At 42.1% G+C, this 19,529-nt stretch carries 11 protein-coding genes; 9 read left to right on the forward strand and 2 right to left on the reverse strand.

Annotation, left to right across the window (positions count from 1 at the left end; translation table 11 throughout):
* Positions 1-18: 18 nt before the first annotated feature.
* The 8 genes from AC2D3N_RS15030 (at position 19) to AC2D3N_RS15065 (ending at position 12,018) form a co-directional block, all read left to right on the forward strand.
* Positions 19-1,074, forward strand: coding sequence for a protein-glutamate methylesterase/protein-glutamine glutaminase (locus AC2D3N_RS15030; protein WP_484691343.1), 1,056 nt, complete (start codon positions 19-21; stop codon positions 1,072-1,074).
* Between the two features lie 52 nt (positions 1,075-1,126).
* Positions 1,127-1,756, forward strand: coding sequence for a hypothetical protein (locus AC2D3N_RS15035; RefSeq protein ID WP_079681469.1), 630 nt, complete (start codon positions 1,127-1,129; stop codon positions 1,754-1,756).
* Positions 1,757-1,775: 19 nt separating this feature from the next.
* Positions 1,776-6,011 carry a PAS domain S-box protein gene (locus AC2D3N_RS15040; protein WP_484691344.1) on the forward strand — a complete coding sequence of 1,412 codons (4,236 nt, stop codon included), beginning with the start codon at positions 1,776-1,778 and terminating at the stop codon, positions 6,009-6,011.
* Positions 6,012-6,021: 10 nt separating this feature from the next.
* The gene (locus tag AC2D3N_RS15045; protein WP_484691345.1) at positions 6,022-6,987 is read left to right on the forward strand and encodes a GGDEF domain-containing response regulator; all 966 of its coding nucleotides are present in this window, start codon (positions 6,022-6,024) and stop codon (positions 6,985-6,987) included.
* Between the two features lie 29 nt (positions 6,988-7,016).
* Positions 7,017-8,969: an AMP-dependent synthetase/ligase gene (locus AC2D3N_RS15050; RefSeq protein WP_484691346.1), complete on the forward strand. Its 1,953-nt coding sequence runs from the start codon at positions 7,017-7,019 to the stop codon at positions 8,967-8,969.
* Positions 8,970-9,131: 162 nt separating this feature from the next.
* Positions 9,132-9,578, forward strand: coding sequence for a YlqD family protein (locus AC2D3N_RS15055; protein WP_079681473.1), 447 nt, complete (start codon positions 9,132-9,134; stop codon positions 9,576-9,578).
* Between the two features lie 90 nt (positions 9,579-9,668).
* Positions 9,669-10,931, forward strand: a complete 1,263-nt coding sequence (locus AC2D3N_RS15060) for a dihydrolipoamide acetyltransferase family protein (RefSeq protein ID WP_484691347.1) — start codon at positions 9,669-9,671, stop codon at positions 10,929-10,931.
* 85 nt (positions 10,932-11,016) lie between these two features.
* Positions 11,017-12,018, forward strand: coding sequence for a zinc-dependent alcohol dehydrogenase family protein (locus tag AC2D3N_RS15065; RefSeq protein WP_079681474.1), 1,002 nt, complete (start codon positions 11,017-11,019; stop codon positions 12,016-12,018).
* Between the two features lie 48 nt (positions 12,019-12,066).
* On the opposite strand, the gene mrdA is transcribed toward AC2D3N_RS15065, so the two are convergent.
* Positions 12,067-13,857 carry a penicillin-binding protein 2 gene (mrdA, locus tag AC2D3N_RS15070; protein ID WP_484691348.1) on the reverse strand — a complete coding sequence of 597 codons (1,791 nt, stop codon included), beginning with the start codon at positions 13,855-13,857 and terminating at the stop codon, positions 12,067-12,069.
* Positions 13,858-14,209: 352 nt separating this feature from the next.
* On the opposite strand from mrdA, the gene cysE reads away from it, so the two are divergent.
* Positions 14,210-15,025, forward strand: a complete 816-nt coding sequence (gene cysE, locus AC2D3N_RS15075) for a serine O-acetyltransferase (RefSeq protein ID WP_079681476.1) — start codon at positions 14,210-14,212, stop codon at positions 15,023-15,025.
* Here cysE and AC2D3N_RS15080 read toward each other — a convergent pair.
* Entirely contained in the window at positions 15,005-19,225 is a 4,221-nt protein-coding gene (locus AC2D3N_RS15080; protein WP_484691349.1) for a response regulator, read from the reverse strand. The two genes, cysE and AC2D3N_RS15080, sit on opposite strands and share 21 nt — an antisense overlap.
* Positions 19,226-19,529: the final 304 nt, after the last annotated feature.

Raw genomic sequence — 19,529 nt, forward strand, 5'->3', positions numbered from 1 at the left:
TAACCAAGGAGCATAACAATGAATAGTCAAATTATTCGAGTTTTAGTGGTTGATGATTCAGCTTATGTGCGTAAAGTGATTAAACAAATGCTGTCTCGCAGTCCTTTTATTGAAGTGGTAGGAACGGCTCACGATGGGGAAGAAGCCCTAGACAAACTAGAACAGATGGCGGATCAAGTCGATGTGATTACCCTAGATTTATTGATGCCTAAAATCGACGGGGTGGAGTTTCTGCGGCGACAAATGGAACGACATCCCATCCCGGTGATTGTGGTCAGTATTGCCAACGAAGGAGGGGAAATGGTCTTAGCGGCTTTAGATGCGGGGGCGGTGGATTTTGTCCATAAACCTACGGCTTTAGCGACAGAAAAAATGTATGAACTGGCGGAAGAATTAATTGATAAAGTCAAAGCCGCCGCCAATGTTCCCCTTAAGCGTCTTCCCCTTCCCTTTTTGGCGAAGTCTACCGATCGAACACATCCAATTCAAGCCCTAACCCATACGAGTGTTACGGATTTAATTGTGATTGGAATTTCCACCGGCGGCCCCCAAGCCTTAGCCTTTTTAATTCCGCAGTTACCCAGTAATTTTCCCATCCCCGTCGCCATTGTTTTACATATGCCCATTGGTTATACCAAAATGTATGCGGAACGATTGGATCAATTATCTGAGTTGAAAGTGGTAGAAGCAACCGATGGGGAAATTATCTCTGCGGGTATGGTTTTTATCGCCCCCGCCGGACGTCATTTAACCTTTAAACGTCAAGGCGATCATGTGGTGGCCCGTTTAGCTGCCCAACCCTTTGATATGCCCCATCGTCCCTCGGTTGATGTGATGTTTCAATCGGCGGCCGAGGTTTATGGCAATCGGGTTTTGGGAATTGTGATGACCGGAATGGGTTCCGATGGGAAACAGGGTGCAGCCTGGATTAAGTCTTCTGGCGGTTCGATCTTTACCGAATCAGAGGAAACCTGTATTGTCTACGGAATGCCTCGGTCGGTGGTGGAGTCGGGGTTAAGCGATCGCCAAATTCCTTTATCTGATATGGCACAGGCAATTTTAGAGGTTTTATAGCCAGAGAAAACAGGAGATTAACTGATAAATAACAACCGAAAAAGGTGTATAAATGCTACTCACTGAAAAGCAAAAAATGGCGTTATCCGAGTTTATGAGAATGGTTCTCTCCATGACAACAGCAACGGCCCTATCAGAATTGACTGGTTCCGATGTCAAGATGATAGTTGCGGGGGTTTCCTTATCTCCTTTGAGTAAATTAACTCTGCAATTTCCCCAGCATTTTAAGGAAGATGTTGTTAGTATTCATCAAGTCTTTAAAGGCTCAATTAGTGGAGATGCTTTATTACTTTTAAATTATTCTTTTGCGGTTCAATTAACAAATTTACTCCGACATAATAGTAAAGATCAGATTGTCTATTTGAATATTTCTGCTTGTGAAGTTTTAACCGAAGCGGGCAATATTTTATTAAATTCCTATATTGGTCTGTTAGGCACTTTAATGGGATGTCAATTTACCTTTTCCATGCCTACGTTCCAAATTGAACCTTTACCGGATTTAGTCAAATCCCTAATGTTAAGCAGAAATGAAGTCCGTTATGTTTTAATGGTTGATACGACCTTTGAATTCTGTCATAATTCAGTTAAAGGTTATTTAGTTTTTGTTTCGGGTGTGATTCCTTTATCTTGTTTAATTAAAGGGATTGAAGCCTCCATTAACCTCACCATTCCTAATCCTTGAGATTTTCCCCATTTCAACTATGAAAATCCTCAGCCAAACACCGTGGAAACGACTGTTACCTTTATTATTAGGTGGACTGGCGACCGTGGGAATTTTTTTTCTGGTGGCACGACTATACCTCAATCAAAAATTCCAAGTTCAGCAACTAATCAACACCGAAGCTAATAGCATTGAGTTACAAATCAGCAAAGAACTCACCACTCGAATATTGACCTTACAGCAAATGGCGAATCGCTGGCAAGTCAGTGGGGGTACCTCCAAGGAACTTTGGGAAGCCGATGCTAAGGCTTATATTAATAATTTTTCTGGTTATCAAAGCATTGAATGGGTTGACCCTAAATTTATTGTTCGTTGGGTGGTATCAAGGGATAAAAATAACATCATAGATAATATTAATCTTAATCAAGAACCCCGTCGCCAAATCACCCTAAAAGTAGCTAGGGATCTGAATCAAATTATTTTAACTCATCGAATTTCTTTGGTGCAAGGGGGTCAAGGTTTTTTGGCTAATGTACCTTTATTTATTAATAGTCGCTTTGATGGATTTATTATTGGAGTTTTTGAATTTCAAACCCTATTCGAGAGTATTTTGAGAGAGTCACCGGATTATAAAGTAGCGATTTATGATCGGACAGAATTAATTTATGCTCAACCCGGACTGCCCCCTCCTACCGGACTGGAAAAAACCGTTGTGGTTAAAGCCTATGGTGCTGACTGGCAAGTGGTTGTTTTCCCGACTTCAGCCTTAATCAAAAAAGCAACTACTCCTTTACCAATTGTTGTTCTAATTGGGGGATTATTTTTAGTTTGGTTATCCGTATTAGTAATTTATTTGGTACAAATCAGTCGGCGTCAAATCCATCAATTACAGCAAATCAATCACCAATTGCAACGGGAAATACATCAACGCCAACAAGTAGAAATAGCCCTAACTCGACTCGCAGCAATTGTGGAATCTTCAGAAGATGCTATTATCAGCAAAAATTTAGAAGGGATTGTTACAAGCTGGAACCAAGGAGCAGAAATAGTTTTTGGTTATAGTACCTTGGAAATGGTAGGACAATCGATCCGAAAACTAATTCCCCAACAAGATAACGATGAGGAAAAGGAAATTTTGCAAAGAATTTTCCAGGGTGAACACATTAAACACTACGATACAAAGCGACTTAGAAAAGATGGGAATGTGATTGATGTTTCTTTAAGTCTTTCCCCGATTAAAGACAAAACAGGAACTGTAATTGGGGCTGCCAAGATTGCTCGAAATATCACCGAACGCAAACAATCTGAAGCGGCTCTCGGGCAAAGTGAATCCCGTTATCGAGAACTGATCAATAATTTAAGTCTGGGGTTTGTAATTCATGGGGCAGATACCAAAATTTTAGTCTGTAATTTGATCGCCTGTGAGTTATTAGGGTTATCGATGGATCAAATGATGGGAAAAACAGCAATTGATCCCGCATGGTATTTTCTCAGGGAAGATGGAACCAGAATGCCCCTTGAGGAGTATCCGGTCTATCGGATTATATCTACAAAACAGCCTTTTAAAGATTATGTATTAGGAATTAATAGAGTTAATCTGTCTCGAGTTTGGGTTTTAGTCAATGCCTTCTGTGAATTTGATTCTAACCATCAACTCAAACAAGTGATAATTATGTTTGTTGATATTACCCAACTCAAGGAAGCTGAAGATAAAATTCAACAAACTCGTAATTTTTTACAAGCCCTCCTGAATCATTTACCCGTTGCTGTTTTTGTTAAAAATATTCAGCCGGAAAAATTTGGGGAGTTTCAGTTTTGGAATAAAACCAGCGAACAGTTATTTGGAATTTCCGCAGAAACTGCTATCGGTAAAACCGTTTATGACTTCTTCCCTAGAGAACAGGCGGAATTTTTTGATCAAAAAGATAGGGAAGTTTTGCAAAAAGGGAGTCCAGTATATATTTCTGAAGAAATAATTAGTAGCCTAAATATGGGAACCCGTTGGCTACATACGACCAAAATTCCGGTTTATGATGAACAGGTTCAGCCTCAATATTTACTCTGTTTTTCAGAAGATATTACCGATAAGAAAAAAGTCGAAGGCGAGCGCAAAGAACTTAGTGAAGTTATGAAAAATGCCGTATCTGGGATTTCTAAATTAGATGTTCAAGGTCGTTATGTTTATGTTAACAAAACCTACGCTCAAATTACGGCTTATCAACCAGAAGAAATGATTGGAATGCCTTGGCAAAAAACCGTACATCCCGATGAATTAGAAAAACTGATTGCCGCTTATGGTCAGATGGTAAAAGAGGGTAGAGTCGAGGTAGAAACCATTGGTATTCGTAAAGATGGTTCGATTTTTTATAAACAATTAGTCATGATTGCCACCTACGACGAACAGCATCAACTGTCGGGTCATTATTGCTTCATGAAGGATATTAGTGAAAAAGCAAAACTCGAAGCCGAACGCAGAAAAGCCGAATTACAATTAGAGAAAGAACTGCTGCAAACCAAAACAATTTTTAATACTTCAATGGACGGTATTGTTGTCATGAATCATCAAGGCAATGTGGTGCAAGCCAGCCCTGGTTTTGCTCATATGCTCCGTTATACATTAGAAGAAACTTTGGGTTTAAATCTGGCAGATTGGGATGCTCAATGGACAAAAGAAGAATTGCAAGTTATCATGAATAGCGATACCATGATGCCGCTTTTTGAAACCAAACATCGACGCAAAGATGGTTCTAAATATGATGTGGAAATTAGTTACAGTCGGGTGATTTTATACGGAGAGATTTTGCATTTTTGTATTTGTCGGGATATTAGCGATCGCAAACAAAAAGAAATCGCCCTCAGACGGGCAATGGAAGCCGCAGAACAGGCGAATCTGGCTAAAAGTATTTTCCTAGCCAATATGAGTCACGAACTCCGTACTCCCTTAAATGTGATTTTGGGATTTGCCCAGGTCATGGCCCATGATCCTGCCCTGACTCCCAATTTGCAAGAAGACCTGCAAACGATTCGACGCAGTGGTGATCACCTTTTAAGTTTAATTAATGATGTTTTGGATCTGTCCAAAATTGAATCGGGACACTGTACCTTAGAAGAAACTGACTTTGACTTAATTAACTTGCTCCATTCTCTGCGAAATATGTTAGCAGAAAGGGCTAGTTCTAAGGGGCTGGAACTGAGTTTTAATATCAATCCAGATGTTCCCCAATTTATTAAAACCGATCCTCAAAAACTGCGTCAAGTTTTAATTAATCTGCTGGGAAATGCCATTAAATTCACCCGTCAAGGAGGAATTACCTTACAGGTGCGACATCTTCTTGGGGAAACTGAACTTCCCCATCAATCTATGATTGAGTTTGCGGTGACTGATACTGGGGCTGGGATCGCTCCAGAGGAACTCGACTGCATCTTTGATGCCTTTGTCCAAGCCAAAGCCGGAAAGCAAACGGTAAGTGGTACCGGGTTAGGATTGACCATTAGCCGAAAACTCCTGCAACTGATGGGGGGAGACATTTCCGTTCGCAGTACAATAGGAGAAGGAACGACCTTTAGCTTTAACCTCAGAGTCACCGTCAGTGATGACATGGAGGTCATCCCAGAACAGAGCGATCGCCTGATCTTGGGGTTGGCTCCAGGTCATACTCATCATCGAATTTTAGTCGTTGATGATCGAGAGGAAAATCGCCTATTGTTGGTCAGGTTATTAACCCAGTTGGGATTGGAGGTCAGAGAAGCCAGTAATGGACTCGAAGCCGTACAACTATGGCGGGAATGGCAACCTGATTTGACTTGGATGGATATTCGGATGCCTGTTTTGGATGGATATGAAGCGACAAAGCAAATTAGAGCTATAGAACAGGGGAAAAGCAGTATTATTATTGCCCTTACCGCCCAAGCCTCCCAGAGTGATCGTAGCCTGGCTCTGGCGGCGGGTTGTAACGACTACATGAGTAAGCCCTTCCGAGAACAACTATTGTTTCAGAAAATGGCCCAATATTTGGGTTTGGAATATCGCTATTCTGAACCTGTAGCCCCCGAAACTGCCCCCAGCCCGTCTAAAACCCTAACTTCAGCAGACTTGAAAGTCATGTCCACGGACTGGATCAATCAAGTCCATGAAGCAGCACTGGATCTCAATGATCACCGGATTTTTCAACTGATTACTGAAATTCCACCGGAGCATCAATTTCTGATCGAAACCCTGACTTCTCTTGTCGATAATTTTCAGCTAGAGGCGATCGCAATTCTGACTCAGATTTAGGGGAAAGATCATGACAACTCCACTCAAAAGTGCGACTCAAACGAATATTTTAATTGTGGATGATACCCCTGATAATTTGCGATTGTTAACTAAAATCTTAGAGTCCCAGGGTTATATTGTCCGTAAATCTCTCAATGGTAGAATGGCACTTCAAGGGGTGCAGCGTGATCCACCCAATCTGATTCTACTAGATATTAATATGCCCGATATGAACGGTTATGAAATGTGCCAAAAGCTAAAAGAGTCAGAAACCACAGCCCAAATTCCGGTGATTTTTGTGAGTGCCTTGGAAAGACTCGAAGATAAAGTCAGAGCCTTTGAGTTAGGTGGGGTAGATTATATTACTAAACCGTTTCAAGAACAGGAAGTTTTAGTCCGGGTGAAAAATCAATTATTAATTCAACAACAACACCAACAATTAATTGAACAAAACCAACGGTTAGAGCGGGAAATTCAAGAACGCTTGAAAGCCGAAGCCGAAGTTAGACAGCTATCTTTAAGGGATGAATTAACGGGACTTTATAACCGCCGGGGCTTTTTTTTACTCGCCCAACAACAATTAAAAGCGGCACAACGCACTAAAAATAAATGCTGTCTGATATTTGCCGATTTAGATGGGTTAAAAAAAATTAACGATACCCTGGGACATGAATTAGGAGACAAAGTGATTGTTGATGCTGCCCAAATTCTCCGGCAAACTTTTCGGGATGCTGATATTTTAGCACGATTCGGTGGGGATGAATTTACCCTATTTCTTTTGGGTGAAGAAATCCATTCACAGGATTTTAAAACTCGCTTACAAACTAATATTGATTTTTTTAATCAAAACTCCCAGCGAGTCTATAAACTTTCTATTAGTATTGGTATACAACCCTGCGATATCAATAATAATTGTTCCCTGGAAGAATGGATAGCCAAAGCTGATAAACTGATGTATGAACATAAACATACTAAATACATCAGCAACTTGCATTGATTGGTTGACCCTTTTCCCCCGAGGTTTTTATGATTAACTCAACTCACTGGCGTTCCCTCTATTCTTCTGTGCAATCTATTCCTGAAATCTGGCCAATTCTGGATCAAAATGTTGGTCAAATTATTGCTTTAGATGACCCCCACGGGAAACCCGAACTGCGTCTGAGCTATTCCCAACTGTGGGAAAAAATTCAACAATTTGCCACGGGGTTACAAAACTTAGGTATAGAATCCACAACCGATGGTCTACCACCACGCATTGCTCTGTTTTCTGATGATAGCCCCCGTTGGATCATTGCGGATCAGGGAATTTTAACCGCCGGAGCCGCCGATGTGGTGCGCGGGGCCACGGCTGACCCCTTAGAATTAGCTTATATTCTGAAAGATAGTGGCAGTACCGCCCTGGTTGTCGAAAACTTTTCCCTATTAAAAAAATTGCGATCGCAGATTGAAGATTTACCGATTCAATTTGTAATTTTATTATCGGATGAAACGCCAAATTCCCGAGATTTACCGACTATTCCGGTATTGAATTTTAATCAATTAATCGAAACTGGAAAACAGACAAGTCTCAAACCTTCTAAATCTAGCCAAAACACCTTAGCTACCCTTCTCTATACTTCGGGAACAACCGGACAACCGAAAGGAGTCATGTTAACCCATGAAAACCTATTACATCAAATTAATGCTATTCCCGATGTGATCCAACCCGAACCCGGAGAAATATTTCTGAGTATTCTTCCCACTTGGCATACCTTTGGACGCACCGGACAATATTTTTGTTTATCTCAAGGATGTACGGTTGTTTATACCAATATTCGCTATTTTAAGCAGGATTTAAAGCAATTTAAACCCCATTATATGATTAGTGTACCTCGAATTTGGGAAGCGATTCATGAAAGCGCGCAAAAACAATTTCGAGAACAGTCTGCCCAGAAACAAAAAATTGTTGATTTCTGCTTTTCCTTGAGTGAAAAATATATTCTAGCCCGTCGAATTACCCAGGGATTAACTTTAGATTTAAAGCCCGCTTCTGCTGGGGAAAAACTTCTGGCTCAGTTAAAAACTTGGGTATACGCGCCCTTTCAAATTATCGGCGATCGCTTAGTCTATCAAAAAGTGCGAGAAGCCACCGGAGGACAACTCAAATTTGCCATTAGTGGGGGTGGCTCCTTAGCCATGTACTTAGAGGATTTCTATGAAATCGTCGGAATTAACCTATTAGTCGGATATGGTTTAACAGAGACATCTCCGGTATTAAGTGCCCGTCGGGAATGGCACAATTTACGCGGATCATCGGGAAAACCCATCCCGGAAACCGAACTCTGCATCGTTGACCCCGAAACCCGTCAAATTCTGCCCTGTGGTCAAACCGGGTTAATTCTCGCCCGGGGGCCCCAGGTGATGACCGGGTATTTTGAAAATCCCCAAGCGACGGCCAAAGCCATTGATCCAGAGGGTTGGTTTGATACCGGAGATTTAGGTTGGTTATCCCCGCAAAATGACTTAGTATTAACTGGTCGAGCTAAAGATACTATTGTTTTAACCAATGGTGAAAACATCGAACCCCAAGCCATAGAAGATGCCTGTTTACGCAGTCCCTATATTGATCAAATCATGTTAGTGGGTCAGGATCAAAAAAATTTAGGAGCGTTAATTGTTCCGAATTTAGATGCTTTAAAACAGTGGGCAATTCGACAAAATCTGACCCTGAAACTGCCTGAAGAAACCGTGACCAAAACTCAGGAAATAACCTTAGAGAGTCCCGCCGTTCAAAACCTGTTCCGGGAAGAACTCAACCGCGAAGTTAAAAACCGTCCGAGTTATCGAATTGATGATCGCATTGGCCCATTTCAGTTATTGGCAGAACCCTTTTCCATGGAAAACGGAATGTTAACCCAAACCTTGAAGGTCAAACGCCCCGTTGTAATGGAACATTACCGCGATATGATTAACAAAATGTATGAAACCGTCACCCGCTAACGATTGAGTGTCTCTACTCCCTCTGCCAAGTTGAATCGAAATAGGTAACTCACGGTGATTACCTTCCTAAACCTCTTTGTGATTGTGTAAGGGTGACCGTTTGCGTTACCCCTACGTTGCGCGGGTGACGGCGGACTAATAACGGACACAGCATAACCACCTATGGACAATCTCAAACAATTACTGTTGAAACGACCGATTAATGTGAAGGCGGTGGTCACACCCCGTTGGAAAAACGAAGCCCAAGAGCAACTTCAAGTCCAAATTAATCAAATTGATAGTCAGTTGCAACAGTTAGAAATGCAAGGACAACGCATGGTGGCGGAAATTAAACGCCAAAGCCTGCAACCCCTTGGCCCCGATGCGATGCAAAAAGTAGACAGTATCCAAGTTGAGGTGAATGAACGAAAAAGTCAACTCTTAGAGCAGAAAAATCAAAACTTGCAACAACTCCAACAGGTGCAAACCTTAGAACTGGAACAAGAAGTTGTTCAAGGACAAATTGAAAGTATTTTTACTGTGGTAGAAGGCGACAATTTGATTACCAAAATGCAAGTGGAAATTCTTTTACGAGATGGTGTAATCGAAGAAATTCGCGGCGATATTTAAAAGGTTTCGGTTAACGGTCTTCTGTTAACCGTTAACAGTCAAAACTCAACCCCTATTGATAACATTTGAACTCTATTTCTTCTAACGCTTATGGCCATTCATGAAGTTTTTATGCCCGCCCTGAGTTCCACCATGACCGAGGGTAAAATCGTTTCTTGGCAAAAATCCCCAGGTGATAAAATTGAAAAGGGCGAAACGGTTTTGATCGTTGAGTCGGATAAGGCGGATATGGATGTGGAATCTTTCTATGAAGGGTATCTAGCCACAATTATTACTCCGGCCGGAGAAGCCGCCCCCGTGGGAAATACCATTGCCTTAATCGCAGAAACTCCAGGGGAAATTGAACAGGCCAAACAAAAAGCCGCCTCTACTGCAACCGCCACCCCCGCCGCCGTGCCCCAACCCGTTGCCGCGAGTCCCGTGGCAGCCACGGCTGTTGCCGCCACCCCCACCCCCCCTAAAAATGGCCGGATTATTGCCTCACCTCGCGCCCGCAAATTAGCCAAGGAACTCAATTTAGACTTAGCCACCTTAACCGGAAGTGGGCCGAATGGTCGGATCATTGCGGAAGATGTGGAAACAGCTTCGGGACGTCCGGCTACTGTCGGGACTCTACCTCAGATTCCGGCTCCGGCTGTTAGTAAGCCCGTGGCGGCCCCAACCCCAGTCACCGTTCCCCTGGGTCAAGTTGCCCCGATGAATACCCTACAAAACGCCGTGGTCAGAAATATGACGGCGAGTTTATCGGTTCCGGTGTTCCGGGTGGGATATACGATTACTACGGATGGGTTGGATCAGCTTTATAAACAACTGAAATCCAAAGGTGTGACCATGACGGCTCTGTTAGCAAAAGCCGTGGCGGTGACGTTACAAAAACATCCGATTTTGAATGCTAGTTATGTAGAAAATGGGATTCAATATCGGGCGGGAATTAATATTGCGATCGCCGTGGCTATGCCCGATGGCGGTTTAATTACTCCGGTCTTAAAAAATGCCGATCAAATTGATCTTTATTCCCTATCTCGGACTTGGAAAGATTTAGTCGAACGCTCTAGGGCAAAACAGTTACAACCCGATGAATATAGCAGTGGAACCTTTACCCTCTCGAATTTAGGAATGTTTGGGGTAGATAAGTTTGATGCTATTTTACCTGCGGGTCAAGGTTCAATTTTGGCCATCGGTGCGTCCCGTCCCCAATTAGTGGTTGCTGCCGATGGTTCGATGGCCGTTAAACGCCAAATGCAAGTGAATATTACCTGTGATCACCGGATTATTTATGGGGCGGATGCGGCAACATTCCTACAAAGTTTAGCTAAATTGATTGAAACCAATGTTCAATCGTTGACAATGTAAATTTGTTGTTGGGCAGCAAGTCTAAAAATTTAGGGTTAAAGCCCAACAACAAAACCCAAAAACAAAACTTTTTTATTATTAAACAATGAAAGCAGTTCTCATGACCGAAGTTGGGGAACCCGATGTTTTACAACTTCAAGAAATACCCGATCCTCAAATAAAATCTGACACTGACATTTTAGTCCGTTTAAAGGCTGCGGGAATTAATCCCATTGATATCAAATTACGCAGTAGAGGCACGTTTTATCCCGATCAAATGCCCGCCATTTTAGGTTGTGATGGGGCGGGAGTTGTAGAAAAAGTCGGTTCCCAAGTGCAAAAATTTCAAGTCGGAGATGCGGTTTATTTTTGTCAGGGGGGTTTAGGTGCAGAATCGGGCAATTATGCGGAATTAATTGTTGTTGATGAAAAATTTGCCAGTTTGAAACCCCAAAGTTTGAGTTTTGCGGAAGCGGCGGCGGCTCCTTTAGTCTTAATTACCGCTTGGGAAGCATTGTATGATCGAGGACGATTACAACCTGGACAAAAGGTGTTAATTCATGGGGGTGCTGGTGGCGTGGGTCATGTGGCGATCCAGTTAGCCCTATTGCAAGGGGCAGAAGTCGCCACCACCGTCAGTTCCGCCGATGCTGCTGCTTTAGTGCAGGAGTTAGGGGCAGATCTGGTGATTAATTATAAAGAAACTAATTTTGTCGATCAAATATTAGAATGGACGGGGGGAGAAGGGGTTGATTTAGCCTTTGATACCGTTGGCGATGAGGTTTTTTATCAAACGGTTTTTGCGGTTAAAAATTATGGGGATTTAGTAACTATTTTGGAACCCGATCCCAAATTAGGAAATTTGAAAGAGGCTCGGTTAAGAAATTTACGGATTAGTTTAGAGTTAATGTTAACGCCGATGTTACAAGCTCGGATTCATGATCAATTAGATCAGACTAAAATTCTGCAACAATGTGCTCGATTAATTGATGAAGGAAAATTAAAAATATTAGTCAATCAAACTGTTCCCTTAGCATCAGCATCGGAAGCTCATAAACTATTAGAAGCTGGAGGAATGAAAGGTAAATTGGTGTTAACCGTACCCTAGAAACAGCCCTGGGGCAATTCATGAATTACCCCTACGACCCCAGAAGATTTACTTTTTCTTAGAAAAATAAGTCTGAAATATTGCCTTAGCAATGGGGGCGGCAGATTTAGATCCATAACCCCCATTTTCCACCACAACCGCGATCGCAATTTCAGGATTTTGGGCCGGGCCAAAAGCCACATACAGGGAGTGATCGGTTTGTCCCGATACTTCCGAGGTTCCGGTTTTGCCCCCAGTCAAAGGAATTGAACCATCATTCATCCCTTGACCCGTCCCGTACTGAACCACAGAAATGAGTCCCTCCTTAATCACCTGGATCGCTTCGGGTTTTAGTCCCGTAGGTTCGGGTTTAGCCGCCGGGGTCTGGGTCAAATCTGCCAAGAGATGGGGTTTAACCCGATATCCGCCATTGGCGATCGAGGCGACCATCACCGCCAACTCCAACGGCGTTGCTAATACAGCCCCTTGACCAATGGACATAGTTACCGTATCCCCCAAATACCAGGGTTCCCCATAGGTTTTTTCCTTATCCTCTGGAGTGGGGATAAATCCCTCTGACCCTTCCTGTAACCCTAAAAGTTTTAAACTGTTGTTCCCAATCCCTAAATGTTTCCCCCACTCAGCGATCGCTTCCGGGCCAACGGTCATCCCCAATTGATAATAAAATGTATTACTACTAAAGGCGAGGGCATCTCTAAAACCAATCAGCCCGTAACCCCCACTATGCTCATTAAAGGTAATTCCCCCGACCGTAATCGAACTATAAGTATCGAGCATCGAGTCGGGACTAAATTTACCCGAACCCATGCCGGCGGCGGAGGAGACAATTTTGAAGGTGCTCCCCGGTGGATACCCCTGCAAAGCGCGATTTAAAAACGGATCATCTCCATTTTGCAGTTCTTCCCATTGTTTTTGGCTAATGGGTTTAGTAAACATATTCGGATCAAATCGGGGACTACTGGCCATAACCAAAACTTCTCCGGTTTTGGCATTTAAGGCCACCGCCGCCCCCCGACGATCTCCCAGGGCGGCTTCGGCGGTTTTTTGTAAATCCAAATCGAGGGTTAATCTCACATTTTCCCCCCCTTTAGATTCGTTATCGCCCAGTTCCCGTAATTCCTGGTTCATGCTGTTGACTTCAATCAAGCGGGAACCCCACACCCCGGAGAGTTTCTGATTGGCTTGGGCTTCAATCCCTAACTGTCCCACAACCATCCCCATCGGCCATTGGGGGTGTTTTTTCAAATCCTCGGCGGTGGCTTCACCAATATAGCCAAGGATCTGTGAAGCTAAGTTTCCTTGGGGGTAATAACGGTTAGATTCGCTTCTGACTTCCACACCAGGTAAGGATTTCTCTCCCAACCAAATAAAGGCCTGGGGGGTCAAAAACTGACTAATTCTGACGGAGGCTGCGGACTGATATCCAGCCTTTTCAATCGGGGCTAAAATTCGTTCAGGAGTTATATTAATCACTGGACTGAGCACTTTAGCAATTTTTGCCCATTCCTCGGGGGTGTGTTCCTTCGGCCAAACATATAAAGCCCGGGTGAGACGATTGGCGGCTAATTGTTTATCATTGCGGTCTAAAATATAACCCCGATTCGAGGGAATCGGAATCAGGCGAATTCGGTTCTCGTCAGCCCGTTCTCGGTTCTTCTGACCATCTACCAGTTGCAGTTGCACCAACCGAAAAGAATGCACACCCATGGCTAGGGTTGTGAGTAACATTAAAAAAACCGCACGATAGAGAGGACGAATTTCTCGTTTTTGATTGGCTCGCCAGGAGATTTCCGTTTGACGAACATCCCGATTCCGACCCCAAGAATAATTAGTTTCCATAATTCCCCAGATTTTAATATAGATTTTTGTTGTGGGTTAACCATCAACCCTAGTTTAATCTTCCAAGCACCAAGAGAGTAGGACTAATAGTACGACTAAACCGAACGAATTGGGTAGGTGTAGTCCTGTAATCCCATCAATGATAGAGAAAATCCCCCCCTCTATGACCAGCACCGCCAAAAACATAATTAAGCAAGCGAATATTAACGGCATATTAATTAGGAAAACTTATCTTTTAAGGATCAATTCGGAAACCCGCACCTGAAAAGAACCTGTGGCAAACCCGATCAAAATGCCTTCATCCTCTAAAATAGGAATAGTGGTCTGTATAACAACAACGGGTTATTAATCAATGCTCAAGACCCTTCAACATGACTTCCGCATTATCTTTGAGCGTGATCCTGCCGCTCGCAACTGGTTAGAAGTCCTATTCTGCTATCCCGGTTTTCAGGCTTTATTATTCCACCGCCTAGCACACGGGTTATATGCCTTGGGGCTTCCCTTTATTCCCCGCCTGATTTCCCATCTGGCTCGGTTTCTAACGGGAATCGAAATTCATCCTGGGGCGGTGATTGGCAAGGGCGTATTCATCGATCATGGTATGGGAGTTGTGATTGGTGAAACGGCTATTCTAGGGGATTTTTGCCTGATTTATCAAGGTGTCACCCTGGGAGGCACAGGGAAAGAAAGCGGTAAACGCCATCCTACCCTGGGGGAAAATGTGGTGGTCGGTGCCGGAGCCAAGGTTTTAGGTAATATTCAATTGGGGGAAAATGTTCGGATTGGGGCCGGATCGGTGGTTTTGCGGGATGTTCCGGCTAACTGTACCGTGGTCGGGATTCCGGGTCGGATTGTCTATCGCTCGGGGGTGCGGATTGATCCCCTGGAACATGGTAGTCTTCCCGACTCAGAGGCGCAAGTGATTCGGATGTTAGTAGATCGGATTGAACTATTGGAACAACAAGTACAGTCCCTGCAACAACAATCCTCTGTGGCTCAAAATCAATTAGAAGCTGCTCTGAAATTGGAATACTGTCCTAGTCCAAACAGGCTATCGGTTCAGGAACAAACAACCAATTATGGTCAAGAATACTCTGTTTCGACGCCTACCCATTGTCGCATAAAAGATAGAACGATTCAACAATTTTTAGATGGTGCTGGGATTTAATTCCTGTTGTAGTGCCGTTTTAACTTGCTCAAATTCAGTTTGAATTTGGGCATATATTTTTTCGGTTTCAGATTGAGATAAGGGATTTTGAGTTTGATTACATTGACGGGCTAGGGTTTCTAATTTTTGACAGTATTCTGATAATCCGAAAGCACCGAGGGTGCCACTAATAGATTTTAAAGAATGGGCCGCCGGTTGTAAAGCCTCGGAGTCTGTTTTTTCAATGGCTTTGGTAATATTTTCTAACAATTCCGGGGCGGTATCAAAGTAAATCTCAATTACTTCTTCTAGGGCTTCTACCTCTCGTAATCCTTGTAAAACTTTAGCATCTAAAATCGATGGATTTAAAGTTCGATTTAAGGAGTTATAGGGGGTGATTTCAGTCTCTAAATTTGGGGGTTGGGTTGAGGACTGACATTTACTTAAAACATTGATCAATTGTTCTATGCGAATTGGCTTACTAATATAGTCATCCATACCCGCACTAATACATTCATGGCGATCGCTTTCCATAGCATTTGCTGTCACCGCAATAATTCTCGGTCGCAGGGGTTGAGATTTCTCGGAATTGCCATATAATTTTTGAATTTGACGGGACGCTTCTAACCCATCCATTTCCGGCATTTGCATATCCATTAAAATCACATCATAGGGTTGACGACGCAACGCTTCTAAGACTTCAAAACCATTCCCCGCCACATCCGCCCGATATCCCATTCGTTGTAAAATTTGTAATGCTACTTTTTGATTAACTAAATGATCTTCTGCTAATAGAATTTTTAGAGGTAATTTTTCAGCTAGTAAAGGAATATCCTGGGATGATCGCAATGTTCCGCGATTTCGACTGTGTAAATAGGTTTGACTCTGGACATGAACTTCTAAAGGTTCCTTTCCTAAAATATTAATTAATACATTATAAAGTTGGGATTGTTTAATGGGTTTATTTAAACAGGCTGCAATTTCAATCGATTTAGATTTACCTAAGTTTTCTCCTCCCACGGATGTTAATAAAATTAAGGGTAACTTTTGATAAGACGGTAATTGACGAATTTGTTTGGCTAAAGTTAACCCGTCCATCAATGCCATTTCCATTTCAATAATAGCAACATCAAATTGTTTACGCTGCAACCATTCCAGTGCTTTAAACCCATTTTTAACTGTTCGGCTTGACATTCCCCAAGCCTGGGTTTGTAGCTTTAACATTTGTCGGCTACTGGCATTATCATCGACAATTAATAACCGTTTTCCCGCTAATTCATTCAGGGTTGACCATTCGGGAGATAAATTAGAACAGGACTCAGTAACAACGGTAAAATAAAAGGTTGAACCCTGACGATTTAGGTTGATTTTTTCAGTTTTATGCTCATCTTCATCTAACAGACAAAAGGAATCTAATGATTGTTCAAGTTTAAAATTTACCGGAGGATCTCCCGCCGTCGCCCCTTGACTTTCTACCCACATTTGACCCCCCATGAGTTCCGCTAATCGTTTACTAATCGCTAATCCTAAACCCGTACCACCATATTGACGATTAATGGAAGAATCTACCTGACTAAAAGATTGAAAAAGTCGATCCATTCTATTCGCAGGAATGCCGATCCCCGTATCTTGAACAGCAAATTTAATTTCATAGAAAGAACAGGATAGTGGAGAATTTATAGAACTTTCTTTCTCGGGTTGTTTTTCCTGAATTTTATCAGAATAAATATTAGAATCATTGAGTTTTTCTGCTGTAACGGATACAACGACTTCTCCATTGTCAGTAAACTTCACCGCATTACTTAAAAGATTAACTAAAACTTGACGTAATCGCGCCATATCCCCAATAATTTGAGTGGGGGTACAAGGATCAATTAAATAGGCTAAATCCAGATTTTTACTGGCTGCTTTAGTAACTAATAAATCTAGGGATTCTTCAATACAAGTTCTTAAATAAAAGGGATGATTTTCTAAATCTAGTTTTCCCGATTCAATTTTAGAAAAATCTAAAATATCATTAATTAAAGATAGTAAAGCATCACTACTACTGCGAATGGTTTCCACAAAATCCTGCTGCATGGGAGTTAGGGTGGTATCTAACAATAATCCCGTCATCCCAATCACCGCATTCATGGGCGTCCGAATTTCATGACTCATAGTAGCTAAAAATTCACTTTTTGCCCGGGTTGCTGCTAGGGCTTGATCCCTGGCTTTTGCTAAAGCACTAGCGGTTTCTTGACGTTCAATTTCACCGCCAATCCATTGTGCCATTAATTTTAATAAATCTCTATCTACGGCTTGAAATGGCTCTGATAGGGCTTGAGAACTCCAGAAACAGAGGGTTCCATAAACCTCTCCCTCTACAATGACTGGGGTTCCCATATAGGCTTCAATGGGGAAAATATTATGGGCGGGACAAAAGGGCAAACCAGAAAATTTTATCGATTCAAAATAAAGGGGTTGTTTAGCCTGAATGGTGACTTGACAAAAGGTATCTTCTAGTTTATAAATTTGTTCCTTTTGAATCGACTGATTAGGAGCAATTACAGCTATAATTTTATAGGAATAATGTTCTTCTTGACCATCTTCTTTGGATAGGGAATGATCAATTTTAACCTCGGATAAAATCCCATATTCTAACCCAAATTTAGTACAGCCTAATTCTAAAATTGCGTGCAGTCGAGTGTCAAAGGTGAAGTCCTGACAAGAGGTAATTTGATAGAGGGTTCTAATAGAAGATTCACTATCTTGTAGTTGTTGTTCTCGCTGTTTCCGTTCCGTAATATCCCGGGATACCCCAATAATTTCATACACACTTCCACTGGTGGCATCTCGAATGGAACTACTGGTAGTTTCAAACCAAATATAATCGCCGTTTTTATGGCAAATTCGATATTCAATGGTGTAGATAACATTTTGTTGTAAAATAATTCTATAGGCTTTAATAATTACATCTAAATCATCGGGATAGATAAAACGCGGTAACTGATTTCCGATCAATTCTTCCGGTTCATATCCTAATAAACTGCGACAGGCGGGAGAGGCATATAAAAATACTCCTTCGGGAGAATGGCGGGTAATCATATCCGTTGAATTTTCCGCCATTAACCGATAGCGTTGCTCACTTTCTTGACCCTGAACTTGGGCATCTGCTAGGGCTTGCAACATTCCATTAATCGCTTCTGCTAAACTCGATAATTCATCCTGACCCGTCGCCTCAATTCTTAAACTCAAATTTCCCGTTTCCCTAATTTCATTCACAGAATTATTCAGATGGGTGAGTCGAGAAAGCACTAATTTTTCTAACAATAATAGGGTGATGCCTCCAAAAATCAACCCAACCCCTAATAAAAATAAGGTGAAATAGGCTAAAGTCGTCTGACCTTGTTGATAAATAGGACGGCGAACTTGAACCTGTAACAGTAATTTGGGTTCCCCATAAATATCTGCTATAGTGGCGGAGGCGATCGCTGTTTCTACATTCAAAGATTGCAACTGAATAGCTTTAGGATCAATAATGGTTTCAGGATAGGGTTGAAGTTGCGGCGATAATAGAATCGGACTACTGGCTATTTCCTCAACAATAGGATTCAAACTCAAAGACTGTTGGCTAATTTCCTGCAATCTTTGAATTTCTGAGGGGTCAAGATAACGTCCTAAAATCAAGACTCCTCGGCTTGGCCCCGATGCGGAACTGGTCAAAATCGGTCGTGAAACAATCAGTAATGGACTTTCTGGTAAAACAATGATTCCTTGAAGGGCAACAGGGGTTAAATCGGGTTGTTTGAGACTGGCTAAAAGGGGACGATTTAAGGCAAGATGGGGGGAAAGACTCGGGGGAATCGGTGTTTCCTGATGGCGTTGGGAATCAAATCCTTTACTGAAAACAATTTCACCTTGAGAATTAATCAGAATCAATAAATTGAGTCGCAGGTCGGCAAAGGTAGTATCAACTAAATTAGAAGCAATATATTGATAATTGCGAGCGTCAATAAAGCTATAGGTGTCATCCCATTTCGCTTGATCCTGAGCAATTAAGTCCAAACTATCTAAATCATCATTAATCGCATTTAAAGCCTGAATAATATCTTGACGGACATACTGACTTTCTAATTGACTAAAATCATGTACTAGCAACAAGGAGGCACTAATATACATTGCCACGATTAACCCAATCAGGGCAGCACCAATAATGATCAGTGTTTTTTTTCGCAATTTCATGGCGTGTGACCTTAAACGTGCTATTTGGCAGTAAACGAGGTTGTATTTGCACCCACTTTCTCAGAACAATGATTCTGTACAACCACCAGATGTACCCAATCGGCAGTTACAATCCTTGCAATTGCTAAATGGGAATCCTACTTCCATCAATTCTATACCTATTCTATCTTGCTTTTTGAAGTTCGTAGAGATAGGTCATTGGGGGTCTAAACAGAGGTTAAGGTTAAGAATAGTATTTTACTCCCGATTTGATTGAGTTGTGTTGAAAAACTATAGTTTTAATCTATTGATCACCAGATTTGGT

Source organism: Planktothrix sp. PLAVEN19ND (genome assembly GCF_057220675.1).

Coding starts and splice junctions, on each gene's coding strand:
- mrdA (WP_484691348.1), bottom strand. CDS start 13,857: ATGGAAACTAATTATTCTTGGGGTCGGAATCGGGATGTTCGTCAAACG.
- AC2D3N_RS15050 (WP_484691346.1), top strand. CDS start 7,017: ATGATTAACTCAACTCACTGGCGTTCCCTCTATTCTTCTGTGCAATCT.
- AC2D3N_RS15045 (WP_484691345.1), top strand. CDS start 6,022: ATGACAACTCCACTCAAAAGTGCGACTCAAACGAATATTTTAATTGTG.
- AC2D3N_RS15060 (WP_484691347.1), top strand. CDS start 9,669: ATGGCCATTCATGAAGTTTTTATGCCCGCCCTGAGTTCCACCATGACC.
- AC2D3N_RS15065 (WP_079681474.1), top strand. CDS start 11,017: ATGAAAGCAGTTCTCATGACCGAAGTTGGGGAACCCGATGTTTTACAA.
- AC2D3N_RS15055 (WP_079681473.1), top strand. CDS start 9,132: ATGGACAATCTCAAACAATTACTGTTGAAACGACCGATTAATGTGAAG.
- cysE (WP_079681476.1), top strand. CDS start 14,210: ATGCTCAAGACCCTTCAACATGACTTCCGCATTATCTTTGAGCGTGAT.
- AC2D3N_RS15040 (WP_484691344.1), top strand. CDS start 1,776: ATGAAAATCCTCAGCCAAACACCGTGGAAACGACTGTTACCTTTATTA.
- AC2D3N_RS15080 (WP_484691349.1), bottom strand. CDS start 19,225: ATGAAATTGCGAAAAAAAACACTGATCATTATTGGTGCTGCCCTGATT.
- AC2D3N_RS15030 (WP_484691343.1), top strand. CDS start 19: ATGAATAGTCAAATTATTCGAGTTTTAGTGGTTGATGATTCAGCTTAT.
- AC2D3N_RS15035 (WP_079681469.1), top strand. CDS start 1,127: ATGCTACTCACTGAAAAGCAAAAAATGGCGTTATCCGAGTTTATGAGA.